The 26,730-nt window shown below is 59.6% G+C and carries 30 protein-coding genes; 20 read left to right on the top strand and 10 right to left on the bottom strand.

Going from position 1 to position 26,730, the window contains the following annotated elements; genetic code table 11:
* Nucleotides 1-250 precede the first annotated feature (250 nt).
* From GS612_RS17435 to GS612_RS17465, 7 genes are all read left to right on the top strand, one after another.
* On the top strand, nucleotides 251-1,405 hold the full coding sequence (locus GS612_RS17435; protein ID WP_171642056.1) for a phosphoserine transaminase: 1,155 nt from the start codon (nucleotides 251-253) through the stop codon (nucleotides 1,403-1,405).
* Nucleotides 1,406-1,469: 64 nt separating this feature from the next.
* Nucleotides 1,470-3,065, top strand: a complete 1,596-nt coding sequence (serA, locus tag GS612_RS17440; protein WP_171642058.1) for a phosphoglycerate dehydrogenase — start codon at nucleotides 1,470-1,472, stop codon at nucleotides 3,063-3,065.
* Between the two features lie 119 nt (nucleotides 3,066-3,184).
* Entirely contained in the window at nucleotides 3,185-3,913 is a 729-nt protein-coding gene (locus GS612_RS17445; protein ID WP_171642060.1) for a metallophosphoesterase family protein, read from the top strand.
* A 36-nt stretch (nucleotides 3,914-3,949) separates the two neighbouring features.
* A complete protein-coding gene (serB, locus tag GS612_RS17450) occupies nucleotides 3,950-4,828 on the top strand; it encodes a phosphoserine phosphatase SerB (protein WP_171642062.1) in 879 nt (292 codons plus the stop codon).
* A 42-nt stretch (nucleotides 4,829-4,870) separates the two neighbouring features.
* Nucleotides 4,871-5,200: a helix-turn-helix transcriptional regulator gene (locus tag GS612_RS17455; protein WP_152459330.1), complete on the top strand. Its 330-nt coding sequence runs from the start codon at nucleotides 4,871-4,873 to the stop codon at nucleotides 5,198-5,200.
* Complete coding sequence (locus GS612_RS17460) at nucleotides 5,188-5,616, top strand: SRPBCC domain-containing protein (protein ID WP_171230546.1); 429 nt, start codon at nucleotides 5,188-5,190, stop codon at nucleotides 5,614-5,616. Before GS612_RS17455 ends, GS612_RS17460 begins: the two co-directional genes overlap by 13 nt.
* A 22-nt stretch (nucleotides 5,617-5,638) precedes the next feature.
* A complete protein-coding gene (locus GS612_RS17465; protein WP_171642064.1) occupies nucleotides 5,639-5,959 on the top strand; it encodes a YciI family protein in 321 nt (106 codons plus the stop codon).
* 5 nt (nucleotides 5,960-5,964) lie between these two features.
* On the opposite strand, the gene GS612_RS17470 is transcribed toward GS612_RS17465, so the two are convergent.
* Nucleotides 5,965-6,963 carry an asparaginase gene (locus tag GS612_RS17470; RefSeq protein WP_171642066.1) on the bottom strand — a complete coding sequence of 333 codons (999 nt, stop codon included), beginning with the start codon at nucleotides 6,961-6,963 and terminating at the stop codon, nucleotides 5,965-5,967.
* A gap of 179 nt (nucleotides 6,964-7,142) precedes the next feature.
* On the opposite strand from GS612_RS17470, the gene GS612_RS17475 reads away from it, so the two are divergent.
* The 4 genes from GS612_RS17475 to GS612_RS17490 all read left to right on the top strand — a co-directional run bounded on the left by GS612_RS17475 (nucleotide 7,143) and on the right by GS612_RS17490 (nucleotide 10,200).
* Nucleotides 7,143-7,679, top strand: coding sequence for an invasion associated locus B family protein (locus tag GS612_RS17475; RefSeq protein ID WP_171119964.1), 537 nt, complete (start codon nucleotides 7,143-7,145; stop codon nucleotides 7,677-7,679).
* A gap of 142 nt (nucleotides 7,680-7,821) precedes the next feature.
* A complete protein-coding gene (locus GS612_RS17480; protein ID WP_171119963.1) occupies nucleotides 7,822-7,992 on the top strand; it encodes a hypothetical protein in 171 nt (56 codons plus the stop codon).
* A gap of 117 nt (nucleotides 7,993-8,109) precedes the next feature.
* The gene (rlmN, locus tag GS612_RS17485) at nucleotides 8,110-9,297 is read left to right on the top strand and encodes a 23S rRNA (adenine(2503)-C(2))-methyltransferase RlmN (protein WP_171642068.1); all 1,188 of its coding nucleotides are present in this window, start codon (nucleotides 8,110-8,112) and stop codon (nucleotides 9,295-9,297) included.
* 285 nt (nucleotides 9,298-9,582) lie between these two features.
* The gene (locus GS612_RS17490) at nucleotides 9,583-10,200 is read left to right on the top strand and encodes a cytochrome P460 family protein (protein ID WP_171642070.1); all 618 of its coding nucleotides are present in this window, start codon (nucleotides 9,583-9,585) and stop codon (nucleotides 10,198-10,200) included.
* Nucleotides 10,201-10,206: 6 nt separating this feature from the next.
* On the opposite strand, the gene GS612_RS17495 is transcribed toward GS612_RS17490, so the two are convergent.
* From GS612_RS17495 to GS612_RS17505, 3 genes are all read right to left on the bottom strand, one after another.
* Nucleotides 10,207-11,868, bottom strand: coding sequence for a U32 family peptidase (locus GS612_RS17495; protein WP_171642073.1), 1,662 nt, complete (start codon nucleotides 11,866-11,868; stop codon nucleotides 10,207-10,209).
* A gap of 63 nt (nucleotides 11,869-11,931) precedes the next feature.
* On the bottom strand, nucleotides 11,932-12,270 hold the full coding sequence (locus GS612_RS17500; RefSeq protein ID WP_171642075.1) for a hypothetical protein: 339 nt from the start codon (nucleotides 12,268-12,270) through the stop codon (nucleotides 11,932-11,934).
* Complete coding sequence (locus tag GS612_RS17505) at nucleotides 12,267-13,187, bottom strand: DnaJ C-terminal domain-containing protein (RefSeq protein ID WP_171642077.1); 921 nt, start codon at nucleotides 13,185-13,187, stop codon at nucleotides 12,267-12,269. The genes GS612_RS17500 and GS612_RS17505 overlap by 4 nt, the downstream gene beginning before the upstream one ends.
* Nucleotides 13,188-13,347: 160 nt before the next feature.
* On the opposite strand from GS612_RS17505, the gene GS612_RS17510 reads away from it, so the two are divergent.
* Nucleotides 13,348-13,731 (top strand): hypothetical protein, encoded by a 384-nt coding sequence (locus tag GS612_RS17510; RefSeq protein ID WP_171642079.1) that lies wholly within the window; start codon nucleotides 13,348-13,350, stop codon nucleotides 13,729-13,731.
* Here GS612_RS17510 and GS612_RS17515 read toward each other — a convergent pair whose 3' ends face one another.
* Together GS612_RS17515 and GS612_RS17520 are read right to left on the bottom strand one after the other, a co-directional pair.
* The gene (locus GS612_RS17515; RefSeq protein WP_171642081.1) at nucleotides 13,732-14,829 is read right to left on the bottom strand and encodes a cystathionine gamma-lyase; all 1,098 of its coding nucleotides are present in this window, start codon (nucleotides 14,827-14,829) and stop codon (nucleotides 13,732-13,734) included.
* A 3-nt stretch (nucleotides 14,830-14,832) separates the two neighbouring features.
* Nucleotides 14,833-15,675, bottom strand: coding sequence for a TIGR00730 family Rossman fold protein (locus GS612_RS17520; RefSeq protein ID WP_152459318.1), 843 nt, complete (start codon nucleotides 15,673-15,675; stop codon nucleotides 14,833-14,835).
* A 79-nt stretch (nucleotides 15,676-15,754) separates the two neighbouring features.
* On the opposite strand from GS612_RS17520, the gene GS612_RS17525 reads away from it, so the two are divergent.
* The 3 genes from GS612_RS17525 to dapD all read left to right on the top strand — a co-directional run bounded on the left by GS612_RS17525 (nucleotide 15,755) and on the right by dapD (nucleotide 18,246).
* The gene (locus GS612_RS17525) at nucleotides 15,755-16,666 is read left to right on the top strand and encodes a threonine/serine dehydratase (RefSeq protein ID WP_171642084.1); all 912 of its coding nucleotides are present in this window, start codon (nucleotides 15,755-15,757) and stop codon (nucleotides 16,664-16,666) included.
* Nucleotides 16,667-16,710: 44 nt separating this feature from the next.
* Nucleotides 16,711-17,310, top strand: coding sequence for a GntR family transcriptional regulator (locus tag GS612_RS17530; RefSeq protein ID WP_171119956.1), 600 nt, complete (start codon nucleotides 16,711-16,713; stop codon nucleotides 17,308-17,310).
* 108 nt (nucleotides 17,311-17,418) lie between these two features.
* Nucleotides 17,419-18,246, top strand: a complete 828-nt coding sequence (gene dapD / locus GS612_RS17535; protein ID WP_171642086.1) for a 2,3,4,5-tetrahydropyridine-2,6-dicarboxylate N-succinyltransferase — start codon at nucleotides 17,419-17,421, stop codon at nucleotides 18,244-18,246.
* Nucleotides 18,247-18,385: 139 nt separating this feature from the next.
* On the opposite strand, the gene GS612_RS17540 is transcribed toward dapD, so the two are convergent.
* The gene (locus GS612_RS17540; RefSeq protein ID WP_171642088.1) at nucleotides 18,386-18,871 is read right to left on the bottom strand and encodes a hypothetical protein; all 486 of its coding nucleotides are present in this window, start codon (nucleotides 18,869-18,871) and stop codon (nucleotides 18,386-18,388) included.
* Between the two features lie 337 nt (nucleotides 18,872-19,208).
* Here GS612_RS17540 and GS612_RS17545 point away from each other — a divergent pair, with 337 nt between their 5' ends.
* Nucleotides 19,209-19,553, top strand: a complete 345-nt coding sequence (locus GS612_RS17545; RefSeq protein ID WP_171119954.1) for a hypothetical protein — start codon at nucleotides 19,209-19,211, stop codon at nucleotides 19,551-19,553.
* Here the strand turns inward: GS612_RS17545 and GS612_RS17550 are convergent.
* Complete coding sequence (locus GS612_RS17550) at nucleotides 19,550-20,608, bottom strand: transporter substrate-binding domain-containing protein (protein ID WP_171230558.1); 1,059 nt, start codon at nucleotides 20,606-20,608, stop codon at nucleotides 19,550-19,552. The two genes, GS612_RS17545 and GS612_RS17550, sit on opposite strands and share 4 nt — an antisense overlap.
* Before the next feature lie 210 nt (nucleotides 20,609-20,818).
* Here GS612_RS17550 and dapE point away from each other — a divergent pair, with 210 nt between their 5' ends.
* The 3 genes from dapE to rnr are packed head-to-tail and all read left to right on the top strand — an operon-like array spanning nucleotide 20,819 to nucleotide 24,843.
* Complete coding sequence (gene dapE / locus GS612_RS17555; protein ID WP_171642090.1) at nucleotides 20,819-21,958, top strand: succinyl-diaminopimelate desuccinylase; 1,140 nt, start codon at nucleotides 20,819-20,821, stop codon at nucleotides 21,956-21,958.
* A 3-nt stretch (nucleotides 21,959-21,961) separates the two neighbouring features.
* Complete coding sequence (locus tag GS612_RS17560; RefSeq protein ID WP_171642092.1) at nucleotides 21,962-22,537, top strand: TIGR04282 family arsenosugar biosynthesis glycosyltransferase; 576 nt, start codon at nucleotides 21,962-21,964, stop codon at nucleotides 22,535-22,537.
* Nucleotides 22,538-22,584: 47 nt separating this feature from the next.
* On the top strand, nucleotides 22,585-24,843 hold the full coding sequence (gene rnr / locus GS612_RS17565) for a ribonuclease R (protein WP_171642094.1): 2,259 nt from the start codon (nucleotides 22,585-22,587) through the stop codon (nucleotides 24,841-24,843).
* Here rnr and GS612_RS17570 read toward each other — a convergent pair.
* Both GS612_RS17570 and GS612_RS17575 read right to left on the bottom strand, forming a co-directional pair.
* A complete protein-coding gene (locus GS612_RS17570; RefSeq protein WP_171642095.1) occupies nucleotides 24,834-25,220 on the bottom strand; it encodes a DUF1801 domain-containing protein in 387 nt (128 codons plus the stop codon). The genes rnr and GS612_RS17570 overlap by 10 nt on opposite strands.
* Nucleotides 25,217-25,915 carry a glutathione S-transferase family protein gene (locus GS612_RS17575; RefSeq protein WP_171642097.1) on the bottom strand — a complete coding sequence of 233 codons (699 nt, stop codon included), beginning with the start codon at nucleotides 25,913-25,915 and terminating at the stop codon, nucleotides 25,217-25,219. The genes GS612_RS17570 and GS612_RS17575 overlap by 4 nt, the downstream gene beginning before the upstream one ends.
* An 85-nt stretch (nucleotides 25,916-26,000) precedes the next feature.
* Here GS612_RS17575 and GS612_RS17580 point away from each other — a divergent pair, with 85 nt between their 5' ends.
* On the top strand, nucleotides 26,001-26,714 hold the full coding sequence (locus GS612_RS17580) for a YafY family protein (protein ID WP_171642099.1): 714 nt from the start codon (nucleotides 26,001-26,003) through the stop codon (nucleotides 26,712-26,714).
* The last annotated feature ends 16 nt before the right edge of the window (nucleotides 26,715-26,730 follow it).

Here is a 26,730-nt window from a genome sequence, read left to right on the forward strand (position 1 = left end):
AAACCTCGTCTGCACATGCCCCCCAATGGACGCATACGAAGACGCCGCGGAATAGCATCAAAAACCCCGCCGAGTTTCGGCGGGGTTTTTTCGCCAATCGGAAACTCCTGTTCTGATTTGAGCCCTTTTGGGATGTCGTTTTCACCCAGCGAAGCGTCTTTTTCGCTTGCTGCGGGTGCGAAGGCCCCATAGCTCTGTGCGTGGGACACCCCTCCCCAACGAGGGGCGTGTATCTGGAAGGGTAATACAGATGAGCACTCAAAAACCGGCGACGCGGCCGGCCAATCCGCGTTTTTCCTCGGGCCCTTGCGCCAAACCCCCCACATTTGATCTGACCAAACTGGCCGATGCGGCCTTGGGACGCTCGCACCGTGCCGCCGTTGGCAAGGACAAGCTGAAAGCGGCCATCGAAGGCACGCGCGAGGTGCTTGGCATTCCGGCGGATTACAGGATCGGCATTGTTCCCGCCTCGGACACGGGCGCGGTTGAGATGGCTCTTTGGTCGCTATTGGGCGAACGCAAGGTCGAGATGCTGGCGTGGGAAAGCTTTGGGTCCGGTTGGGTGACCGATGTGGTCAAGCAGCTTAAGATCGACGCCGAGGTGAAGACCGCCGATTACGGACAGATCGTGGATCTGGCATCGGTCGATTTTGCCAATGACGTTGTATTTACCTGGAATGGCACGACTTCGGGCGTGCGCGTGCCGAATGGCGATTGGATCGCCGATGATCGTCAGGGTCTGACGATCTGCGACGCAACCTCGGCTGCCTTTGCGATGGACCTGCCCTGGGACAAGCTGGATGTGACCACCTTCAGCTGGCAGAAAGTTCTGGGCGGTGAGGCCGCGCATGGGATGCTGATCCTGTCGCCGCGCGCCGTTGAACGTCTGGAGAGCTACACCCCTGCATGGCCGCTGCCGAAAATCTTCCGCCTGACCAAGGGTGGCAAGCTGATCGAAGGCATCTTCACGGGGGCGACGATCAACACGCCGTCGATGCTGGCGGTTGAGGATTATCTGTTTGCACTGGATTGGGCGCGCTCGGTGGGCGGTCTGAAGGGCCTTATTGCCCGCGCGAACGCCAATGCCGATGCCGTGCATGCGTTCTGCGACCTGAACGACTGGATCGAAAACCTGGCCGAAAACGCAGCGTCGCGGTCGAACACATCCGTCTGTCTGAAATTCACCGACGCCCGAATTCAGGACGGCGCAAGCTTTGCCAAGGCCGTGGCCAAACGGCTGGAGTCCGAGAATGTCGCGCTGGATATCGGGGCCTATCGCGACGCGCCTGCGGGCTTGCGGATCTGGTGCGGCGGTACGGTCGAGACCTCGGACATCGAAGCGATGTTGCCTTGGCTGGCCTGGGCCTTCGAGGCCGAAATCGCGGCGCAAACAGAAGCCGCCTGATCGCATCCCATCTTCACCGGGCCGCATCGGCCCGGACCTCTCAATACATTCAAGGACCACAAACATGGCTCCCAAAGTACTCGTTTCCGACAAACTCAGCGAAACCGCCGTTCAGATTTTCCGTGATCGCGGCATCGACGTGGATTTCATGCCCGATCTGGGCAAGGACAAGGACAAGTTGGCCGAGGTGATCGGCCAGTATGACGGTCTTGCCATCCGCTCGGCCACCAAGGTCACGCCGACCATTCTGGAAAAAGCTGACAAGCTGAAGGTGATCGGCCGCGCCGGAATCGGCACTGACAATATCGACAAGGAAGCAGCGTCGAAAAAAGGTGTGATCGTGATGAACACGCCATTCGGCAACATGATCACCACTGCCGAACACGCCATTGCGATGATGTTTGCCGTGGCGCGACAGATCCCCGAGGCCTCGACTTCGACCCATGCGGGCAAGTGGGAAAAGTCCAAGTTCATGGGCATCGAACTGACGAACAAGACACTCGGCGTCATTGGTGCGGGGAACATCGGTGGCATCGTGTGCGAGCGCGCGCTCGGCCTGAAGATGAAAGTCATCGCCTATGATCCCTATTTGGGCGAAGAGAAAGCCGCCAAGATGGGCGTGGAAAAGGTAGAGCTGGACGAGTTGCTGTCCCGCGCCGACTTCATCACCCTGCACGTGCCGCTGACGGATCAGACCCGCAATATTCTGAGCTGTGAAAACCTTGCCAAAACCAAGAAAGGCGTGCGCATCATCAACTGTGCTAGGGGTGGTCTGGTGGATGAGGAGGCTTTGGCCGAGGCGCTGCAATCCGGTCACGTTGCGGGAGCCGCGTTTGACGTGTTCAGCGAAGAACCCGCCAAGGACAATCCCCTGTTCAATCTGCCCAACGTGGTCTGCACGCCACATCTTGGTGCAGCAACGACTGAAGCGCAGGAGAACGTGGCGCTGCAAGTGGCCGAGCAGATCTCGAACTATCTGCTGACAGGTGCGGTCGAGAACGCTTTGAACATGCCCAGTGTGACGGCGGAAGAAGCCAAGGTGATGGGGCCGTGGATCAAGCTGGCCGGCCATCTGGGCAGCTTCATCGGCCAGATGACCGATGAGCCGGTCAAGGCGATCAATATCCTGTACGATGGTGTTGCCGCTGAAATGAACCTGGCGGCGTTGAACTGCTCGGTGGTCGCCGGGATCATGAAGAAGTTCAACCCCGAGGTGAACATGGTGTCGGCCCCGGTTGTCGCCAAGGAACGTGGGATCAAGATCTCGACCACCAATCAGGACAAATCGGGTGCCTTCGAAGGCTATATCAAAGTCACCGTTGTGACCGACAAGCGCGAGCGTTCCATCGGTGGCACCGTGTTCAGCGACGGCAAGCCGCGGTTCATCCAGATCAAGGGCATCAATATCGACGCCGAGGTCGGTGCCCATATGCTCTACACCACCAACGAAGACGTGCCGGGCATCATCGGTGCTTTGGGGCAGACCATGGGCGAGAACAACGTCAACATCGCGAACTTTACCCTTGGTCGATCCGAGGCCGGCGGAGAAGCGATTGCGTTGCTTTATGTCGACGAACCCGTTCCGGCCGAGGCACGCGCCAAGCTGGCGGAAACGGGTCTGTTCACGCAGATCAAGCCGCTGGAATTTGATGTCACCTGACGTGGCCTGTTGAGTTTGAGAAACAGTTCAGGACCCGGTTGACCGAAGGCCCGGGTCCTTTGTTTTCTCGGGCTGCAATCTGCGGCACAAGCGAGCTGAACCTTACCGTCGGAGGATCTATGACACAGCCAGTCTACGTTGTTGGTGATCTGCACGGGCAGGTGGCAGAGCTGGAACGCGCGCTGTCTCTGATCCAGGGCGATGGCGGCCCGGATGCCCAGATCGTGTTTCTGGGGGATTACGTGGATCGCGGACCGGACAGTCGCGGGCTGGTCGAGCGGCTGATTGCCGGGCGCGATGCGGGCCTGAACTGGATCACTCTGCTGGGCAATCACGATCGCATGTTCGCCTGGTTCATGGAGGATACGCCGCGTCACGATCCGCATTTGCTTGTAGGATATCACTGGCTGCATGAAAGGCTGGGTGGGGTCGAGACCCTGCGCAGTTATGGCGTGGAATTCGAAGGCCAGATTCGTCTGGAAGATCTGCATCAGATGGCGCAGGCGGCGGTGCCGAAATCGCACCTGACCTTTCTGCGAGATCTGGTTCTGATGCATCAGACGCCCGAGCTTGCCTTTGTTCACGCAGGCATTCGCCCGGGCGTACCGCTCAACGCGCAGCGGGACAACGACCTGGTCTGGATCAGGCAGGATTTTCATGCTCATTGGGGCCCGCATCCCAAGCTGATCGTGCATGGCCATACTCCGGTAGACCGGGCAACGCATTATGGAAATCGCGTCAATCTGGACACAGGTGCCGGATATGGGCGCCCGGTGGGTGTCGCGGTGTTCGAAGGGCAGACCTGCTGGGAATTGACCGATCAGGGCCGTTTGCCTTTGACCCCCTAGATCACATCGTCCGGCCAAGAAATTTGGAGATTGAATATGTATGTCGCTACTTTGCTGACCAATCCGGCAGCGCCTTCGCTGGACAGCGCATTGCCCGAGTCATTGCGCAATGCGTGGGGTGGCGGGGACATCCTCTGGCTCAACCCGGATGAGGCGGCAGAGTTCGAGTTGAACGCCATCCCCGACAATCGCTGGGACGTTTGGGCAGACCTGCAAGGGATGGGGGTGGACCTGATCGTGCAACCTGCGCAAGGACGGCGCAAACAGATGCTGCTGGCCGATATGGACAGCACGATGATCCAGCAGGAATGTATCGATGAACTGGCGGATGAGGCCGGCGTCGGCGACCGGGTCAAGGACATAACGGCCCGCGCCATGAACGGAGAGCTTGATTTCGAAGGCGCCCTGATCGAGCGGGTTGGTTTGCTGAAGCATCTGGATGAAAGCGTCATCGGCAAAGTTCTGCGGGAACGGATCACGCTGATGCCCGGAGGCAGGGAATTGCTGGCGACGATGCGGGCCAACGGGGCCTATACAGCATTGGTATCCGGTGGCTTTACGGCCTTTACTGCGCGGGTGGCAGAGCTTTTGGGGTTCGATGAAAACCGTGCCAACACTTTGCTGGCGGAAGATGGCAAGCTGACCGGAGACGTCGCGCGTCCTATTCTGGGGCGTCAGGCCAAGGTCGAAGCGCTGGCGCAGATTTCAACGCGCCTGGGCCTGTCGGAAAGTGACGTGATCGCCGTGGGTGACGGGGCCAATGACCTTGGAATGCTTGGCCGGGCCGGGACCGGGGTTGCCCTTCATGCCAAACCGTCGGTGGCCGCACAATGTGATGTGCGGGTGAACCACGGCGACCTGACGGCGCTGCTTTACCTGCAAGGCTATAGCCGCGCCGATTTCGCAGGCGGCTGATCAGGGCTATCTTTTATTTAACATTTGTGTTAAATAAGGGATATGAACACACTTCTGACCACGTTTTCCGCTTTGTCCGATGCCACCCGGTTCTCGATTGTCGAGCAACTGATGGAGCAGGGCGAACTGCCTGCCGGTGATCTGATCGAGGGGCGCGGCATGTCCGGCGCCGCGATTTCGCGCCACCTCAAGGTGCTGCGCGAGGCCGGGTTGGTGCAGCAGCGCGTGCAAGGAACCCAGCGCATGTATTCCATCCGATCCGAAGGATTGCGGGCGATTGCCGATTGGACGATTTCCAAGCGGCAATTCTGGGAAGGCAGCCTGGATCGTCTGAGTGAAATAATCGAAAGGGAGAATTCATGGCCGACCTGAAACTGGAACGGGAATTCCCCGTCAGCCCCGAAGAACTGTTTGCTTGGATCAGTGACGGCACCAGATTGCTTCAGTGGTGGGGGCCCGAAGGGATGCACGTGCCGGACCACAATCTGGATTTCTCGCGCACCGGTCCTTGGTACTCGGTGATGGAGAATGGCGAGGGCCAGCAATACAAGGTCTCGGGCCACGTGACGCATGTCGACCCGCCTAAATCGGTGGGTTTTACATGGGGTTGGCATGACGATCAGGATCAACGCGGTGCCGAAAGCCACGTGACCCTTTCCGTTGCCGCAACCGAAAACGGTGCCCGCCTTGTGCTGGACCACCGTGAACTGGCCGATGCCGAAGCAGCTGCGAACCACACTCAGGGTTGGACGTCTTCGCTGCGCAAACTCGAAGCACTTTGCACATAGGTTTTTGTCACGGAGGAGCGATATGCCCAAGTTTCTGTTTGTCTATCACGGGGGTCACACCCCGACCGACCCCGCCGAGATCGAGGCGACCATGGCCGCCTGGGGCGCCTGGTTTCAAGATATGGGCGACGCCCTCGATATCCCCGGAAACCCGGTGGGGCAGTCTTACACCGTCAGCAACAACGCAGTGGTCGATAACGGCGGCGCAAACCCTGCCTCGGGCTTCACGGTGATCAAAGCTGACAATATCGACGCTGCGACCAAGATGGCCAAGGGCTGCCCGATGGTCGTCAACGGGACAGGCTCGGTCGAAGTGGCCGAAATCCACGAAATCGAGATGTGAGGACCTTAGTCGGGGAAACCCGGTGCAGGTTTGATCACGCCGCATTCCAGCCCGCGACGGCTGTATTGCGTGGCGTTCATGAATTTGCGGGTGGCAGGGTGATCGGCCTCCAGCACGCCAAGGCTTACCAGTATCGCGGCAATCGCGCATTCACTGGCGCGGGTGGTGCCATCGGTGATCTTCAGCGCAACGCCCATGCGTTTTTCCGGGATGATGGCCACGAACACGGCCTCGGCCCCGGTTTTGATGGCAACACGTCCGTTCATCGCGCGCATCAGTTCGGTGCATGCCCGGGTCTCACCGGCAACAAGTTCCGGGTGTTTCACCATCGCGGCCACCAGCTGCATCGCTGCATCGCTGGAACGGTCGGACCGGTCTGCGGCTGAAGCAAACCAAGCCATCGAACGTGCCAAACCGAAAAGAGATGTGGCGAAATTCGGGGCGGAACAGCCATCGATGCCGTATGCCGGGCTGGTCTCGCCCGTTGTTTCTTCGACGGCAGACAGGCAGGCTTGTTGCACCGGATGATCAATTTCAAGGTATTCCGGCCCGGCGCCCATATGCTGTGCCAGAGTCAGAAAGCCGCAATGCTTGCCGGAACAGTTGTTGTGGATCTGGCAAGGCGTATCGTCCGCCAAAATCAGCCGGTCGCGCGCGGCGGTGTCGGCGGGCTCCTGTGGGCCGCACCGAAGATCGTGCTCGTTCAACCCCAGATGGTCCAGCCACGCCGTCACGCGATCCGTGTGGATTGCCGCCCCGTTATGCGAAGCGCAGGCCAACGCGAGGTGTTCGCTGGTCAGCCCGTATTTCGCCGCTGCCCCTGATGTGACCAACGGAAGCGCTTGAATCATCTTGGCCGATGACCGCGGGTATATGACGGATTGCGGGTCGCCCCAACTGCGCACGATCTGGCCCGTGTCATCGCAAATAACCGCATGACCCAGATGCAGACTTTCCAGCAGAGGGCCGCGCCAAAGTTCTGTCATGGGTACGGGCTGCGTCATCTGGACCTCCGAAATTTATGCGCAAAATTCTGCCAATCGCCCTTTCGCCTGTGGCGAAATCTGCGTTAGTGTGTGTATGTCGGCAATCATCGGAAGACGCAAACGAATAGACGAACCGGCAGGGTTCGCAGACGTGTCCGATGGGTATGAGGTAAGGGTCGAGCTAGGAGGCTGGACAAATGGGATCAATGCTCGTTCGCACGATAGCGGGCCTGTGTGTGGCAGGCATCGCCGCAACATCTGCAATCGCCCAACAGGCGACAAGCACCAACCGGGTTGCTGCAAAAACGGATTGGAGCGTTTTTGTCGAAGACGATCCCACCGAATGCTGGAGCGTCTCGGCACCCAAGGAAACCGTAAACACCCGCGGTGGACGTGTGGTTTCCGTACGGCGCAGCGATATCCTGCTGTTTGTGTTCTATCGCCCGAATGCCGAGGTGAAAGGCCAATTGACCTTTACTGGCGGCTACCCGTTTGCCGCGGGTTCGACGGTGAACCTGAATGTGGACGGGACCGAGTTCGAACTGTTCACAGAAGGCGAATGGGCCTGGGCCGCATCGGATGCGGATGATGCCAAGATCATTACCGCCCTGAAGCGCGGAACCGAGGCGGTACTGACCGCCCGGTCCGAGCGCGGGACGCAGACGAAAGACACCTTCTCGCTGCTGGGATTTACCGCAGCGATTGAAGACGCTGAGAAGCGCTGCACCAACTGATCTTTTCGCGTCGATTGTTGAAAAGGCCCCGCCTCTTAGCGGGGCTTTTGACGTTTGGTCATCTGCCAGTTTTGATCCGTATCAAAGTTTCGCACTCGGCAATGTGAACTAAGTGGTTCAGCCACCTAGAGAGGACATCGTGATGAAACAGAAAACTTGGATCACTCTGGTTCTTGCCGCATCCGTCGCCGTACTGAGCGCTTGCGAGAAGAACGCTGATTCCTATCCGATATCGGGCGAGCAATGTGGCCCGGAAGATCCGGTTCAGACCCTGGACGCCAGTGATTGCTACACACCGCCGCCGGTAAACTGATCAAAAAGGCCCGGCATGTGCATCGTGCCGGGCCTGCCAGCTTAGGAAACCTTTTGATCTTTGCGCAGGTTCCTATATAGAGGCGCATCCCAAGCCCGATTCCTTTGAGATACGCCAATGTCGCCCAAAGCGCCGATCACCCAAGACGTCATGACCATCCCGCGCAAACTGCCCGACGGGAAGATCAACCTTGTCGGTCTTACGCGCGACAGGTTGCGCGACACCTTGATTGAACACGGCACGCCCGAGAAACAGGCCAAGATGCGCACCGGCCAGATCTGGCAATGGATCTATCAATGGGGTGCGCGCGATTTTGCCCAGATGACCAATCTCGCCAAAGCCTATCGGGCACAACTGGCCGAGCATTTCGTGATCGAAATCCCCGAAGTGGTGACGCGTCAGGTGTCCGAGGATGGTACCCGCAAGTACCTGTGCCGCATCGCCGGCGGGCATGAGGTCGAGGTGGTCTATATCCCCGAAGAAGATCGCGGAACCCTGTGCATCTCGTCCCAGGTGGGCTGTACGCTGACCTGTTCGTTCTGTCACACCGGAACCCAGAAACTTGTACGAAACCTGACATCCGCCGAAATCGTCGGCCAGATCATGATGGCGCGCGACGATCTTGAAGAATGGCCAACCCCCGGCGCACCCAAGGACGAAACTCGCCTGCTGTCGAACATCGTTCTGATGGGCATGGGCGAGCCACTTTACAATTTCGAAAACGTCCGCGACGCGATGAAAATCGCCATGGACCCCGAGGGCATTTCTCTGTCGCGCCGGCGGATTACCCTGTCGACCTCGGGCGTGGTGCCCGAGATCGCGCGCACGGCCGAGGAAATCGGGTGCCTGCTGGCGATCTCGTTCCACGCCACCACCGATGAAACCCGCGACGTTCTTGTGCCCATCAACAAACGTTGGAATATCGAGGAACTGCTGACAGCTTTGGCCAGCTATCCCAATGCTTCGAATTCTGAACGGATCACGTTTGAATATGTGATGCTGGATGGTGTGAATGACAGTGACGAAGATGCGCATCGTCTGATCGATCACATCAAGCGACACAACATTCCGGCCAAGATCAACCTGATCCCGTTCAACGAATGGCCCGGCGCACCGTACAAGCGCAGCTCGAACAACCGCATCCGCGCCTTCGCCAACATCATCTATCAGGCCGGCTATGCCTCGCCCATCCGCAAGACACGCGGTGAGGACATCATGGCGGCTTGCGGTCAGTTGAAGTCGGCGACCGAGCGGGCGCGCAAATCACGCAAACAAATCGAGGCCGAAACGGGTCTGAGCCGATAGGGTTTGGTCCATCTCGGCTTGGCTTGATCGGATCGCGCCTTAAGTGTTTTCTGGCTCTGTCTGCACGTCACAATTGTTTTGTTCAAACTTAATGTTTCAGATGCTGAAACCACATGCATAATTTGCTATATTTCTCGTGCCCATCGCTGAATTTGCCTCTTCAATTCGATGCACAAGCCGGTGAGGTGTCCGGGTCAGAGATGGCGAGTTTTTGCGATTCCGCTAGACTGTTCCAAGTGGTGCAGAAAGCGCTCAGGTGAACTGAATTTCAGGTGGGCCACGATTATGAATGCAAGTTCTTTTTCGATCATCCGTTTTGGTGCCGCTGCGCTTGCTATCGTCTCGGGTTCAGGTTTGGCCTTCGCTGACGGCCAGAACGCTCATATCGCAATCGAAAACCCTGCGGAGCTGAGCAAACAAGAGGCTTTGGAACACTACCGATCCCTCAATCGCCGCATGGCGCGTGGCTACGCCGTGGCGCAACTGGACCTGATCCTCAACTACCAAAGCTGGCCGCTTTTCAACGATGCGCCCTATATTTCGGCGACCCACGGGCAAAGGTATGTGAACAGCTATGCCAATCGCATGGCGCATAACTACGCGACATTGCAGGAAGGTGAAGAACTTCCCATGGGGTCGGTTCTTGCCAAGGACAGCATGACCGTGACGGATGAAGGTCACGTTCATCCCGGTGCCATGTTCGTAATGGAGAAACTGGCAGAAGATGCCAGCCCGGACACGGCGGATTGGCGTTACATCATGGTCTTGCCGGACGGCTCGGTCTTTGGGGACACTATGGGCGACCGCGCCGGTGCCGTGGCCTATTGCCATGTCTGCCACGAACAGGTGGCAGATCGGGACTATACGTTTTACGTGCCGGAAGAGTATCGAACACGCGACTGAGCCGGCTTAGGCTTGTTTTGCGCCTGGCAGTTTCAGTTCCGTCGCCTCGCGGCGGCTGAGTTGTTCGCCCTGCTTGCGCTTTGACAGAACTTCACGGGCCAGCGCGTATTTGTCGTCCTGCCAGAAAATCAAGCAGCCGTTGCAACCTTTGCCACAGCAACCCTCGGTGCCGATGCGGTTGGTTTTGAAACGGCGTTCGGTGCCGTCTTCGCCGATCTTTTCAACCAGGGCGTTGCGACGGCGGGCGTAGGCGCCAAGGTTGTCACGGCCCGAGGTTTCCAAACCCTGCACCAGCTTGTCAAAGCGGATGCGGCTCCAGTGTTCGTCGGTCAGGGCGCGTTCCTTGCGCAGAACGGAATAGGCGGGGAACCGGGCGCGCAGATCGTCGATATCCTCGTGGTCGAACAGGGTGAAGGGCAGGCGGATCACTGTTTTGGTGCTGCCATGCACCACGTCCATCCGCGCACTATCGGATGCGCGTTCGAAATCATAGACCCGCAGCAGAACCGTCTCGCGCGAGATGGGCGAGACGAAATCCAGTACATCGCCCGGTTCCAGCTTGTTCTTTACCTCGACCAGAAAGGCATCCTCGGTCACTTCGGTGACGATCCCGGCATATTCCCACTGCGCGATGGATGCCGTGTGCTCGTAATCATGGGCGTAGTTGGTCAGACGCCCCTCGTGGAAGGCCAGCGTATAGCCGCGGTTTCCCACGGTCTCCAACTCGCGCATATAGGGTTTCGGGTCCCAGTTCTGGGGGTCGGCATAGTAATCGTCGATGGCCATGCGATAGGCGCGCGCGACGATGGCGGCGTAGTATTCCGACTTGCCGCGCCCCTCGACCTTGAGGCTGTCCACGCCGATCTTCAGGTATTCGTCCAGCTTGGGCATGATGCACAGATCGCGCGAATTGAGGATGTAGGAACCGCGGTGGTCTTCCTCGATCGGCATCAGATCACCGGGGCGACAGCCTTCTTCCAGCAAGAATTCGAACAGGTCGGCGTTTTCCTCGGTGATGCGCAACTCCTGATGGGTGCCGTCCTTCAGGCGCAGTTTCAGCGCATAGTTCCAGCGGCAGGAATTGGCGCAGTTGCCCTGGTTCGCGCCGCGTTCCGCCATGAAGTTCGACAGCAGGCAACGGCCCGAATAGGTCATGCACATGGCACCGTGGACGAAGGCCTCGAGCTTGATGTCGGGGCATTTTTCACGAATCTCCACCAGTTCGGGGTAGGAAACCTCGCGCGCCAGAACCACCAGTTCCGCGCCCTGATCCTGCCAGAACTTCACCGACAGCCACGAACAGATATTGGCCTGGGTCGAGATATGCAGCGGCAGTTCCGGCGCGCGGTCCCGCACGTACTGAAACACGCCGGGGTCGGCGATGATCAACCCGTCCGGCTGCACTTTGCGGACCGTGTCGATATATTCGTCCAGCTTCGGGATGTCCTTGTTGTGCGAGAACAGGTTCAGCGTCAGATAGGCGCGCCGGCCATGGCTGTGGCAGAACTCGACACCCTCGATCACCTCTTCCAGCGAAAACTCGGATTTCGTGCGCAGCGACATATCGGGCGTGCCCAGATACACCGCATCCGCCCCGTAAAGGACAGCGAGTTTCAGCTTGCGCAGATTGCCCGCAGGCATCAGCAATTCAGATCTGAACTGGGTCATGGCGCCACCTGTCAAAGGATCAAGCCGGCCTTCTAATCCAAATGTTTCGAGTCCAAAACCCCGTTATCTGCGACGGAATCGCGCTGTACCGATGACCTTGACCAGTTGCTGTCGCACAGGCTCGGGTTGCGTCTCGATCGCGTTCAGAACTTCGCGCAGTTCGGCCCGCAGCCCATGCATCTGATCAATCAGCGAGATCATCATCGACAGTGCATCTGCCTCCATGTCGTACTGTTCGTGCAACTCGCAGGCAAGTTCCAGACGGGCGACGTCGATACTGTGATAGATCAGCCCTTGGTCTGATTGTTCGGGGATCACAATCTCGGCCGCCAGATATTCGGTCAGCCGATCCGAGGTCAGTCGGGCGACGGTTTCGATCAGTTCCTTCTCGGTCAGGGTCATGACGGCATTCCTTTCCGCGGGTCGTAGCTGTGTGTTTTGCGCCAGGTCTCCATGAACTGTTTCAGATCGTCATCGATTTTGTCGGGCATCGAGACGGTCAGTTCGATCAACTGATCCCCACGCTCGGATGAGCCGCGTTTTTTGACACCCTTGCCCCGCAATCGCAGGGTTTTACCACTGCTGGTGCCCGCCGGTACGCTGACATTCACGCCGCCATCAATCGTAGGGGCGGGGACTTTGCCGCCCAGAATCGCCTCATCAATGCTGATGGGCAGCGTGATGTGGATGTCGTCGCCCTGACGATCAAACACCGGATGACTGGCGACCGAAACAGTTACCAGAGCGTCGCCAGGAGGGCCTTCGCCATATCCCGGGGCCCCTTTGCCCCGCAGGCGGATGGTTTGGCCGTCGGTAATACCTGCAGGGATTTTGACTTCGATCCGGTCGCCGTCTGGCAAGGTCAGTTTCTGGCTGGCACCGAACACGGCATCCAGAAAGCTGATCTGCAGCGAATAGTTCAGGTTGTGCCCCGGCGCGTGAAACTCATGGCCGCGCTGGCCGCCAAAACCGCCACGGCCCCTCATGAACTCGGCGAAGATGTCGGACATGTCGTCCGGGTCTGCCTGACGTCCGCGATAGGGGTTTCCAGCGGCTTCAGCATATTCACGGTAGTACTGTTGTTGCGGACGTTCCTGCCCCGAGGCGTCGATCTCACCATTGTCATACCGGGCACGGGTTTCCGGGTCTTTCAGCAGATCGTATGCGGCGGCGGCGGCTTTGAACTTTGCCTCAGCCTCGGCATCGCCGGGCTTCAGGTCCGGATGGCATTCCTTGGCGATGCGCCGATAGGCTTTCTTGATATCGGCGGCGCTGGCGTCTTTGGCCACGCCAAGAACGGAATAGGGATCGTCGCTCATCTCACACTCATGGCTCAGGGACAGGTCTGATCTTGATGAATGTGTTCTACCATGCGATTTCAACGGGTCAAAAGGAAGAGGCGATTGAATTGCCTCGTAAAATCCTGCAGGTCTGTTAACATTTGCATGTTTCTAATTGTTGATTGACGGAGATCGTCACATGTCGCGTAGAATTAAATCGGCTTTGGCCTTGCTGGCGGGGAATGCCATTGGGTTGTTGCTTGCCTCGCTGATACTGTCGGGATTTGCGATCAAGCCGATCTCGTTCATCGTGGTGGTGATTGTCTTCACCGTCGTGCAGGTTGTCGCTGAACCCCTGATCCTGAAAATTGGCGAAAAGAAAGCGCCCGCCCTGAAGGGTGGGATCGCCCTGATCGTGACCTTCGTGGGCCTTTTCGTGACCGACCTGATTGCTGCCGGGCTGACCGTTGGCGGGGTTTCGAACCTGCTTGCGGCAACATTGCTGGTCTGGCTGGGGGCGTTGATCGCCAGCGTGGTACTGCCGATCTACGTGTTCAAAGAACTGCGTGAACCCAAAAAGTAATCACACAGCGTTCAGGCTGGTTTCGATAGCGTGCCACAGTTCTTCCACGGGTTCGCATCCGACGGAAAGGCGGATGAAGGCCGGATCAACGTCGTCGCCCCAACGCGCGCGCCGCTCGGCCGAGCTGTGGACGCCCCCGAATGACGTGGCCGGGCGCAGAAGCGGGCAATTGTTGATGAAGGCTTCGGCCTGGTCTTCGCTGTTCAGCGTCAGGGACAGAAGAAAGCCGAAACGTGTGGTCTGTTCTTGCGCCAGTTTATGCGACGGGTCGTTGGCCAGCCCGGGATAGCGCACCTGTTTCACTGCGGGATGTGCCGCTAGGCGTTCGGCCAATACTTCGGCCGAGCTGCACATCCGGTCGAACCGAACGTCCAGCGTTTCTAGGCCGCGATGCAGCAGCCATGCTTCATGTGGCCCCGGTATCGAGCCGGAGACTTTCCGCCAATCCCCGACCCGTTCCATGATGTCGCCGTTGCGGCTGGCCACATGACCCATCAGCATGTCGGAATGCCCGCCCATCGCCTTGGTATCGGACGAGACGACCACATCGATGCCCAGATCAAGAGGACGCTGACCCAGCGGAGTCATCGTCGTATTGTCGGCAATGGTTATGCCCCCGGCAGCACGTACCCGATCCGCCACCTCGGTCAGATCGATCATGTCCAGCCCCGGATTCGAGGGGCTTTCGGCAAAGACAACATCGAATCCGTCAAAACCGCCTTCGGCAAAGGCGATGGTGGGGCGTTCTTCAACGATCACACCCAGCCGCGACAGGAAACGATCGGCCAAAAGGCGCGTCACGTAATAGCCGTCGGAGGGGATCAGCAGGCGTGATCCGGCCTTTACGGTGGCAAACAGTGCCGCGGAAATCGCCGCCATGCCCGAGGGAAAGCTGAGGCAGGGCGCGTCTTCCAAATGCGACAGAACATGCTCCAGATGCACCCAGGTCGGGTTGTCCACCCGACCGTAACTCGCCCGCCCGTCCGGGGTGCCCGGCAGGTGGTACATGCTGCTTTGGGTCAGTGGCAGCGCTACGGGTTCGCCCTTGCTCAGGGCATTTCCACGCAGATGCAGCATCTCTCCGGTCTTGGGTGCCATGGTTCAGCGCCCCGGAATTTCGTCGCGGGGCGGGGCGGGCTCCCAGTTTTCGATGATCTCGACCGCTTCTTGCGCCGTGTCCACAAAGCGGAACAGATCAAGATCCTCGTCCGAGATGGTTCCGGCATCGGCCAGCGCTTTCCAGTTGATGACCTTTTCCCAGAATTCGCGACCAAACAGCAGGAAGGGCACGCGGTCCATCCGGCCGGTCTGAATCAGGGTCAGGGATTCGAACAGCTCGTCCATGGTTCCGAAACCGCCGGGGAAAATCGTGATGGCGCGGGCGCGCATCAGGAAATGCATCTTGCGGATGGCGAAATAGTGGAAGTTGAAGCTGAGATCCGGCGTTACATAAAGGTTCGGCGCCTGTTCGTGTGGCAGAACGATATTCAACCCGATAGAACATCCGCCCGCGTCCTGTGCCCCACGGTTGCCTGCCTCCATCACTCCGGGGCCGCCGCCCGTGACGATCACGTTTTCACGGCAGCCGGTCTCGTTCGATTTCACGGTCATCAGCCGCGCGAACTCGCGCGCCTCGTCATAATAGGCCGACAGACCAGCCAGCGTCTCCGTTCGTGCGGTGTGTTTCTGCGATGGTTCAGGGATGCGCGCGCCGCCGAACATCACGATGGTCGAGGTGATCTCGCGCTCGCTCATGATCATCTCGGGTTTCAGCAGTTCCAGTTGCAGACGTACCGGGCGCAGCTCGTCCCGGCACAGGAATTCATCATCGGCAAAGGCAAGGCGATAGGCGGACGATCGCGTCTGCGGCGTGTCCGGCACTTCGCTCGCGGTCGAGCGATCTGTCTGCGCATCGCGAAACGGATTGTGGCGGTCTTCTCTCATGGGTGATCGATCCCTGCTTGCGTGTTTTCCAAACAGCTATAGGGTTCGCGGGCAGAGTGCCAGTCACGGAAAGACAAGAATGAATTGGAAGAGCGAAATATCAGCGGCGCGGGATCGTATCGCCGGACATACGCAGGTGACGCCGGTGATCGAGAGTCGAATTCCGGGCCATCCCATTGAACTGAAGCTGGAGCACATGCAGCACACCGGCAGTTTCAAGGCGCGCGGCGCGTTCAATACGTTGCTGAGCCTCGACGTACCCGATGCAGGTGTCGTGGCTGCATCCGGCGGCAATCATGGTGCAGCGGCGGCCTTTGCGGCGCAGGCGCTTGGGTATCCGGCCAAGATTTTCGTGCCCGAACTGGCAGGGCCATCCAAGATCGCATTGATCCGGCAAACCGGCGCGGATCTGAGCGTTGTGCCCGGCGAATACGCCAATGCGCTGACACAGGCGCAGGCGCATGAAGCGGAAACCGGAGCGATGCAGATTCACGCCTATGATGCGCCGGCTACCGTGGCGGGGCAGGGGACCTGCTTTGCGGAATGGGATGCGCAGGGGCTACAGGCAGATACGGTTCTGGTCGCCGTGGGCGGGGGTGGGCTGATCGCCGGGGCGTTGGCCTGGTTCGACGGAGCGCGCAAGGTCGTGGCGGTCGAACCCCAGACCTCCTGCGCATTGAATGCGGCGTTGCAGGCCGGTGAACCGGTGGATGTTTCCGTATCCGGCATCGCGGCAAATGCGCTGGGCGCGCGCCGGATCGGGCAGATCTGTTTCGACCTGGCACAGGGGATGACGTCGGTCCTGGTGTCGGATGATGCCATCGCGGCGGCTCAGAAGATGTTGTGGCAGGCGCATCGTATTCTGGTGGAACCGGCGGGCGCCACGGCGTTGGCAGCCTTGACCTCGGGCGTGTATCGGCCCGAACCGGGCGAGCGCGTGGCCGTACTGGTGTGCGGCGCGAACATTGCGCCGGACCCGCTTGCGGGGTGAATTATCTGGTTGAGGATAGCTGTCGTAGATTTTATCTATAATTTATGACCGCTACGATCTCGGACACGATTTACCAGAACCTCAGCCAGCAAATCATAACCGGAGAGCTGAGCGCCGGGGAAAAGCTGCGGCAGGATCATATTGCCCGCACCTTCGACACCAGCCATGTTCCGGTGCGGGAAGCCCTGTTGCGGCTTGAGGCGCATGGATTGGCCCGGCACGAGCCGCGCCGGGGCATGCGGGTCACGGCGCTGGACCCGGCAGAGGTGCGAGAGGTCATCGAAATGCGCGTGGCGCTGGAAACACTGGCGTTGCAGCAATCGGTGCAGAACATGTCTCCGGTCGCATTGGACAAGATCGATCGCGCACGCATTGCCTGTGACGAGGCGCAGACGATGCCCCAATGGGAAGCGTTGAACAGAGCATTCCATCGCGCCATCCTGACACCTTGCGGGCTGCCCCGTCTGTTGCACACCATCGACGATCTGCATATCGCAAGCGCACGCCACTTGTTTGCGCACTGGCGGTCGAAATGGGTGCAGCAAACTGACAAGGATCACGCCGCACTTGTTCAGGCGCTCAGGCGGAAGGACCTGAGCACGGCAAAAGGTATTCTGACCCGACATATACGCCGCGCCAGCTGATTGCGGGCCTTTCAGACGCAAAACGGCCCGTGTTCGTCGCATTGCGCCATTGGCTCGGCTTGCGTATAGGCCAAACCAACATGAACAGATTCTGTAGGGAGACGCCCCATGTCCAACGCGCAACTGGAAGCCGCCATCGAAGCCGCCTGGGAGGCACGCGACACGATCACACCCGCCACGACAGGTGAACAACGCGAAGCGATCGAAGACACGCTGAACGCGCTGGACAGCGGGTCTCTGCGTGTCGCCGAAAAGCTGGAAAACGGCGACTGGCACGTGAACCAGTGGGCCAAAAAGGCGGTTCTGCTGGGCTTTCGCATCAAGGACATGGAAATTCAGACTGGCGGTCCGCAGGACGGCGGCTGGTGGGACAAGGTGGACAGCAAGTTCGCTGGTTGGGGTGAAGATCAATGGCGCTCGGCCGGGTTCCGCGCGGTTCCCAACTGCGTTGTGCGCAAGTCGGCCTATATCGCGCCTGGCGTGGTGCTGATGCCATCCTTCGTCAACCTTGGCGCCTATGTGGATGAAGGCACCATGGTCGACACCTGGGCGACCGTCGGCTCATGCGCGCAGATCGGCAAAAACGTCCACCTGTCGGGCGGCGTAGGTATCGGCGGCGTGCTGGAGCCGATGCAGGCCGGCCCGACCATCATCGAGGACAACTGCTTTATCGGCGCGCGCTCCGAGGTGGTCGAGGGCTGCATTGTCCGCGAAGGCTCGGTTCTGGGGATGGGCGTGTTCATCGGCAAATCCACCAAGATCGTGGATCGGGAAACCGGCGAAGTGACATATGGCGAAGTCCCGCCCTATTCGGTGGTCGTCGCGGGTTCGATGCCGTCAAAGAACAACATCAGCCTGTATTGTGCGGTGATCGTGAAGCGGGTGGATGAAAAGACACGGTCGAAAACCGGCATCAACGAATTGCTGCGGGACTGATCGCCCCGGTTGTACAGAAAGGCCGGAGCTGACCCGCTCCGGCCTTTCCAGTTTTTGGGGTGTTACGCGTATGTGACCGAACCTTGGTCAGAGCCGGTCCTGAGATTGTGTCCAGGCTCGGACGAACGCTCTGTGTGGGTCAGCGATTTTCACCCTGCATAGCGTCAACTTCTGAGTTTCCTGCGTTGGTTTCCGTGCCTTCGCTTTCGCTGTCGCCGCCGCTTTCGTTATCGCCGCCGCCTTCGTTATCACCGCCGCCTTCGTTGTCGCCGCCGCTTTCGTTATCGCCGCCGCTTTCGTTGTCGCCGCCGCTTTCGTTATCGCCGCCGCCTTCGTTGTCGCCGCCGCTTTCGTTGTCGCCGCCGCTTTCGTTATCGCCGCCGCTTTCGTTATCGCTGCCGCTTTCGCTGTCGCCGCCGCTTTCGTTGTCGCCACCGCTTTCGCTGTCGCCGCCGGCTTCGTTGTCGCCACCGCTCTCGCTATCGCCAGCGCCTTCGCTTTCACCGCCGCCGTCTTGGGCGTAAGCTGCGCTTGGCGTCACAAAAGACAGCACGGCGACAGCAGGTACTCCGGAAAGCACAATCACACTTGCAGTTGTCATCATTAACTTGGACAGAACACTCATTTTAATTCTCCTGTAAAAAATGACTTACGCAGTGGCACCATCCTAGAGTTGGCTTCTCTTCACCGTTGTGAAAGGCAGGAAACGCGTCGAACTCAGCAGGAAATGGCTAAAATTGAGGCAAAAATGTGGCAAAAATGTGCCCGTTTCAACTCAGGGATTGGAATTGAAACGCTGCTCAATTTTTGGGCGAAAACGGGAATAGGGCTTTGCTGAGTCGCATTTCTGCAAGTCCTCACTGCCTATGGGCGGGGCAAGGGGCTGCGTAAGATCCCATACTTAAAGCCAGGATCGATGGAAGCAGTTGACCCTTCAAAACGCCGCGCGTAATGCAGGGCCCATGGAAAAGCGCAAGAAGCCCTCACGTCAGCAAGTCTATACCCTTCTGGTCCAGATCGGCCGTAAGGATGGCGACGGGCTGCCGGACGGTGCGACCGGGGCGGCACTGATCTGCTATGCCAGCGGCGTGGACGAAGCCGAAGCCGTGCGCGAGACGGTGGCTATTCTGAAGCAGGCCGACACCGCGCCTTTGGATGTCACCGGGTACGGGACCTTGGCCGAGCGTGAGGCACAGGGACATGAAATCGAACCTGACGAACGTGCTCTGATGCAGCGTGCTCTGGATGAAAACGCCGTGATCGTCGCGCAGATGACACCGTTCTTCGGAGACGAGGCGCAGGCCTAGTTCCGCATACCGAACCACTTGCGATAGATTTCGTCATAGGTTCCGTCTTCGCGCAATGACAGCAGGGCCTGGTTGACATCCTCGACCAGAGGCGACCCGGTCGGGAAAGCGATGCCATAGTTCTCGCGCAGGAAGACACCGCCTGTCATCGACGCCGTTCGCCGGCCTTCATGGGCCGCATAGTAGGACAGGATTGGCGCGTCGAATACGACGGCATCCAGTTGTTTGGACTGGAACGCATCCAGCATCTGCTCCAGCCCGGGATAGCCGGTGAATTCAATATCACGCCGGTTCAGAAAACTTGCCGCGGTCGAGTCCGTGATTGTCCCGACACTTTTGCCATACAGGTCATTCACCGAATTCACGCTGCCTGTGATCGCATCCACGGTCATGACCGAGGTGATGCGGGCCGTGAAAACGGACACGATGAACAGTGACGAAACAACCAGAACGACACCCAGAAGCCGGCCGAACGGCGTGCGCGGCATCCTCTCTTCGAACCCGCCGTTCACGACGAGGTTCAGCGCCCACCAGAACGAGGGAAACCATGCCTCGTTTAGCTTGCGATCGAAATAGGGTTGAGCACTACGTTCAAAGCTCCACATCAACATGCCGCCGCCCAACAGAATGGCGAAGGCCAGGCCGATGGCGATAAACAACTCTTTTGAGAGCAGCGCATGCAGCAACGAAGGCTGGCGCGCGGCTTCCGATGGCACCATGATCTGTAGGCCCGCCTCAAAGATCGGCTGGCTGAAGTCCATTTGCGTTTCCCGCAGCGCGGTTATCGAGATATTGGCGACCGCAAGATCGGCGGACCCATTCTGAACCGCCTCCAGCATTTCCGAGAATGAATCGACCCGATTGATGGAATAGTCCCAGTTCAGCGCCTCTGCCAGCGCGGCGAGCAGATCCATCGAAAAGCCGGTTTCCGCACCGTCCTCTACATAGGAAAACGGGGGGCGGGTCACCGTCGTAACCGTTAGAGACTGTGCCATGCTCTGCTGCGCGAGGACGGCGAAAGTCAGGCAGATCAGTGCGTAGAATGCGCGCTTCATTTTCATTCACCTGTTTCGCGGCCCTGTAACGCGATTGTACGGCGGGCGGCAAGATGGTCGCCGGGTAAACCGCCATGATTTGTTGGGGTGTCGCTTTGATATCTGCGCGGTCGGGTGAAATGATATTTTTGCGAATTGGGGTTGGAAAACCGGCCAATTCGTTGAATCTGTGCGCGAACCCGCGAAAGATACAGTTCCAGAGGCCATTGCATGACTGACCCCGTCCAATTGACAGCCGATCTGATCCGTTGCCCATCGGTCACACCTGCCGAGGGTGGCGCGCTGGTTCTGCTGGGATTGGTGCTGGCGGATGCGGGGTTTGAATGCACGCGTGTCGACCGTGGTGGCGTCAGCAACCTGTTCGCACGATGGGGTCAGAAAGGCCATCCGCGCAGTTTCGGGTTCAACGGCCATACTGATGTTGTGCCGGTCGGCGACGAGGCCGCGTGGACGATGCCGCCTTTCGGGGCCGAAATACGGGATGGTGTGATGTATGGGCGTGGGGCAACGGATATGAAATCCGGCGTTGCGGCGTTTGCGGCGGCGGCAATCGATTTCGTGCGCGACACCCCGCCTGACGGAGCCATCATCCTGACGATCACCGGCGACGAGGAAGGCGACGCGCTGGATGGCACGACCGCTTTGCTGGATTACATGGACGGCGCGGATGAACATATGTCAGACTGTTTGGTGGGTGAGCCGACCTGCCCGAACAAGATGGGCGAAATGATGAAGATCGGCCGTCGCGGGTCGATGACCGCATGGTTTACCATCACCGGTGTTCAGGGGCATTCGGCCTATCCGCATCGTGCCAAAAACCCGTTGCCAGCCATGGCGCGGCTGATGGATCGGCTGGCGGGGCACGAACTGGATCAGGGCACGGACCACTTCGATGCGTCGACATTGGCAGTGGTGACAATCGACACCGGGAATGCGGCCACCAACGTGATCCCGGCGCAGTGCAAGGGAACGGTGAATATTCGTTTCAATGATCTGCATTCCGGGGCCAGCCTGAGCGACTGGCTGAAGTCGGAAGCAGATCAGGTGGCCGCTCAGTTCGGCGTTGAAATAGATGTCGCAATCAAGATTTCGGGCGAAAGCTTTCTGACCCCGCCGGGGCCCTTGTCGGATCTGGTGGCCAAGGCGGTAGAGGCGGAAACAGGCGCAACGCCCGAGCTTTCGACGACCGGTGGTACGTCGGATGCGCGTTTCATCAAGAACCATTGCCCGGTTGTAGAGTTCGGTCTGGTCGGGCGCACGATGCATCAGGTCGACGAGTGCGTCGAGGTGGCCCAGATCCAGCAGCTCAAATCGATTTATACCCGTATCCTGACCGACTATTTCGCCTGATCCATGCAGCGCACATTGGTGATCATGGTGAAGGAACCTCAACCGGGCCGCGTCAAAACGCGGCTTGGGCGAGAAATCGGCATGGTCGCGGCGGCGTGGTGGTTTCGGCACCAGACCCGGTCCTTGATCCGAGGGCTGCGTGATCCCCGTTGGCGAATCGTTTTGGCCGTCTCACCCGATCAGCAGGGTCTGAACAGCCGGGTTTGGCCTGCGGACCTGCCGCGCGCCGCGCAGGGGCGTGGGGACCTGGGGGATCGCATGGGGCGGATGCTGCGCGGGATGCCCAAGGGGCCGGTTTGTCTGATCGGTGCGGATATTCCGGGCATTTCGCGCCGCCATATTGCCCGTGCTTTCGACGCATTGGGGCGTTCTCAGATGGTGTTTGGGCCAGCACCGGATGGTGGCTATTGGCTGATCGGCGCGCAACGATATGCGGCTTTGCCGGCAAGTCTGTTCCAAAACGTGCGCTGGTCGACAGAACACGCATTGGCTGACACGCTGGCCTCGATTTCTGGCGGTCGGGTGTCATTGCTTGATCAGCTGCGCGATGTGGATACGGTTGCCGATCTTGAACCCTGAGGCTTTTTGGTCATGACGCGGTCGCAAACGCGTGCTAGGCCGGACGTATGACTCGCATCCCTACCAAGCAGGAGGTCCTCGACTGGATCTCGGCGAACCCCACCCTGACCTCGAAACGCGATATCGCCAAAGCCTTTGGCATCAAGGGCGCGGATCGGATTGATCTGAAACGTATCCTCAAAGAGCTTGAGGCCGAAGGTCATCTTGAGAAGCGCAAGCGCAGTTACCGCGACCCGGACCGCCTGCCGCCGGTCAGCGTGTTGCAGGTAAAGGCGCCGAATGCCGATGGCGACCTGTTCGCGCGGCCGCTGGAATGGCATGGCGAGGGGGTCGAGCCCATCGTTCTGATCATTGCCCGCGCCAGCGACCCGGCGCTGGGCGAAGGTGATCGCATTCTGGCTCGTCTGACCGTGGTGCATGAGGAAGACCACAATTACGAAGCCCGCCTGATCCGCCGTATCGGGACGAACCCTCGGAAAATCGTGGGTATCTTCCGCAAAGGGGCTGAAGGCGGGCGGATCGTGCCGATCGACAAGGCCGGATCGACCGAATGGCTGGTGGCCGAAGGCGCTGCGCTGGGCGCCAGGGATGGCGAACTGGTCGAGGCTGAACAAGCCGGGCCGAAAAACCGCATGGGGCTGCCACGCGCGCGTATCGTAGAACGGCTGGGCGACCCGACTGCGCCCAAGGCCGTTTCGTTGATCGCGATCCATCAGCACGGCATCCCGGATGATTTCCCCGACAAGGTGATTGCCGAGGCCGATCAGGCCAAACCTGTCGGCCTGAAAGGGCGCGAGGATCTGCGGGATATGCCATTGCTGACGATCGATCCCTCGGACGCGCGCGATCATGACGACTCCTGCTATGCCCATGCAGACGATGATCCCAAGAACCCCGGAGGGCACGTCATCTGGGTCGCCATTGCTGATGTCGCCGCCTATGTGCGGCCCGGCACCGCGCTGGACCGCGAGGCGCGCAAGCGCGGCAATTCCAGCTATTTCCCTGACCGCGTCGTGCCGATGCTGCCCGACCGTCTGTCGGGTGATCTGTGTTCGCTGCATGAAGGCGTGCCGCGCGCCTGTATCGCGGTGCGGATGCAGATCGACGCGGATGGCAACAAGATCGGTCACCGGTTCGTGCGCGGTCTGATGCGCTCGGCAGCCTCGTTGAACTACACCGAGGTGCAGGAGGCCATCGACGGTCATCCGAACGACCGCACCGGGCCGCTGCTGGAGAGCGTTCTGAAGCCGCTCTATGCCGCCTATGCCGCGCTGAAAAAGGCCCGTGCTGATCGCCAGCCGCTGGAGTTGGACCTGCCGGAGCGCAAGATCGTTCTGAACGACAAGGGCGAGGTCGAAAGCGTGGCCTTCCGTGACCGGCTGGACGCGCACCGGCTGATCGAGGAATTCATGATCCTGGCCAACGTGGCCGCCGCCGAGACGCTGATCGCCAAGCGCAGCCCGCTGCTGTTCCGGGTGCACGAAGAACCCGCGCCCGAAAAACTGGAAAGCCTGCGCGAGACGGCGCAGGCGGCGGGTCTCAATCTGGCCAAGGGGCAGGTGCTCCAGACCCGTCACTTGAACGCGCTGTTGAATGCTGCCGCCGGCACCGAGGATGCCGAGTTGATCAATCTCAGCACCTTGCGGTCGATGGCGCAGGCCTATTACAGCCCGGAAAACTTCGGCCATTTCGGGCTGGCGCTGCGCAACTACGCGCATTTCACCTCGCCCATCCGGCGCTATGCCGACCTGATCGTGCACCGGGCGCTGATCTCGGCCCATGGCTGGGGCAAGGACGGGCTGACCGAGGACGAAATTGCCCGGCTCGAAGAAACGGCCACGCATATTTCGGATACCGAACGCCGCTCGATGATGGCCGAGCGCGATACGACCGACCGCTATCTGGCGGCCTATCTCAGCGAACGCGTGGGCAACGAATTTACCGGGCGGATCAGTGGCATTGCCCGGTTCGGGGCCTTCGTGAAAATGGACGAAACGGGCGCGGATGGCCTGGTGCCGGTGCGGTCTTTGGGACGCGAATTCTTCCATTTTGATCGAGAGGCCGGAACGCTGATGGGCTCGGATTCCGGGCTGATCATCGCCATCGGCCAGCGGGTCACGGTGCGGCTGACCGAGGCGACACCTGTGACCGGCGGGTTGGAGCTGGAGCTGCTGTCCATCGACGATCAGGCGCTGCCGCGCGGGCGCGGGCCCGCCAAGCGGCCGACGCGACGCAAGGCAGCCAGCACCAAGCGCAAGAAGGACAAGATCAAGCGCAAGGTCGAACGCAAGCGCCGTCAAAGGTGATAGGTCAGCGCCCGGGCAATCAGCCAGCCATGGCGGGTTACATCGATCTGGCGCGGGTCATCGAACAGAATGGCCCGGTTCCCGTCAATCCGATCCTCGCCCGGAAAGGCCGTGGTGAAATCACCGATCAATCGGCTTTGGCAGTGTACGAACAGTGCGAAATCCGCGGATTTGTGAGCCCCCAGCCGGATCGTTGATCCTTTGGGGGCAAGATAGGCGGGCTGGCCCCAGCGCAGCTCTTCCCGCAATGGATTGGCGGCGGGCAGAGACTCTGCTGTGTTCAGTATCAGATCGCGAAGCGCCAGGGCCCCCGCGCGTGCGTGCGGGGGCATGGCCTCAAAGGCCGAGGCGACCGAGGGGTCATCAAAAGGTTTCATGCAATCGGTATCGCCTGTTCCATCCGGTTCACGTAACTGTTCAACAGATTATCCTGTTTGATCCTGCGGGTCAGTGGGGTATCGGCAGGCGTTGCGCGCATGGCGGCGAGCATCGGGCCGACGCTCATATCTGCTGATGTCGGTTGATCCGCCAGCAGGAAGCGGGATTGCCACAGATGGGCCGAGATCGCCTCGAGATCGCGTTCGACCCGGTCCAGGCGCTCGGACAACGAGAACCGGCCGATCCCTTGCGAGGTGATCCCTTTCAGAACGGATTTTCGGATCGCATTGGACACCGGCTTTCGGATCAGGGCCGGAATTCCGGTGAAAAAGGTTTCGCGAAGGATCGGCCAGACCTCGTCATTTCCCCAGCGGTCCAGAACGATGTGGAAATACAGATGCTCTTCGGCCATTCGTACCAGCGCGCGGGATTGCGCTTTTTCCACATCCGAAAGCCCCTGATCGAACTCCGCCCCCTTCTGTTCCAGCCAATCGCGGATCAGATCGCTGTCCGGTATCAACCGCTCTGGCGTGCGCAGCACTGGCAGTTTTTGATGCGGCATCCTGCGCGGGTCAAGCATGTCCGAGCGCTGCCAGACCTGACCGGAGTGCTGAAGCATCAAGGCTGTCTTGACGCAGAACGGACTGGCGCTGAACAGTCCGAAGGCAGAAGGATAGGTGAGAAGGGTCAGCATCGCGTGGCTCCGTATTTTTGACGTGCCGGATGAGTAATCTGGCCTGATGACAGTTTTTGTCATTAGGGATAGGCTAGGGTTCATCATGTCCCGCACCGCCCGATTGTTTCAACTGATGCAAGCCCTGCGTTCTGGCCCGTCGCCCAGAACGTCTGAACACCTGGCGCAGGATCTGGGTGTTTCTGCCAGAACGATACATAGGGATATTGACGCGCTGCGTGGTCTGGGGGCCGTTATCGACGGTGAGGCAGGCTTTGGATTCACTCTGATCGAAGATGCCACATTGCCGCCATTGGGTTTCACTGATGACGAGCTTGAGGCCCTGGTTCTTGGCTTGCGCGAAGTTCAGGTGATTGGGGATCCGGCCTTGTCAGATGCAGCCAGTGCCGCCCTGAGGAAGTTGCAGGGGCGATTGCCACAGCGTCAGTCCCATCGGCTGAGCCACGCGGTTCTGGCGGCAACGCGGTTCAATCGCCCGCCCGCGCCGACAATCGACGTGGCCATTTTGCGGCAGGCAACGTGGGACGAACGTGCGATCGAGTTCTCGTATACGGATGCAAAAGGCGTTGCCACACAAAGGCGGGTCAACCCGCTGAGCATCGTCTATATGGATCGATCAAATGTGTTGCTCGGCTGGTGCCACCTGAGACAGGATTTTCGCGTCTTCCGGTTGGATCGCATGCAGGACATGTCCGTGACAGATCAAAGCTTTAGACCGAACCGGGTGCCCATGCTGCGCGAAGTTTTGGCGCAAATCCGCGCAGCGCACGACGCGCAAGAACGCGATGAGGGTGCCTGAGACTTTGTGATTCGCC

This window comes from Ruegeria sp. HKCCD6157, from assembly GCF_013110685.1.
Taxonomy (GTDB): domain Bacteria; phylum Pseudomonadota; class Alphaproteobacteria; order Rhodobacterales; family Rhodobacteraceae; genus Ruegeria.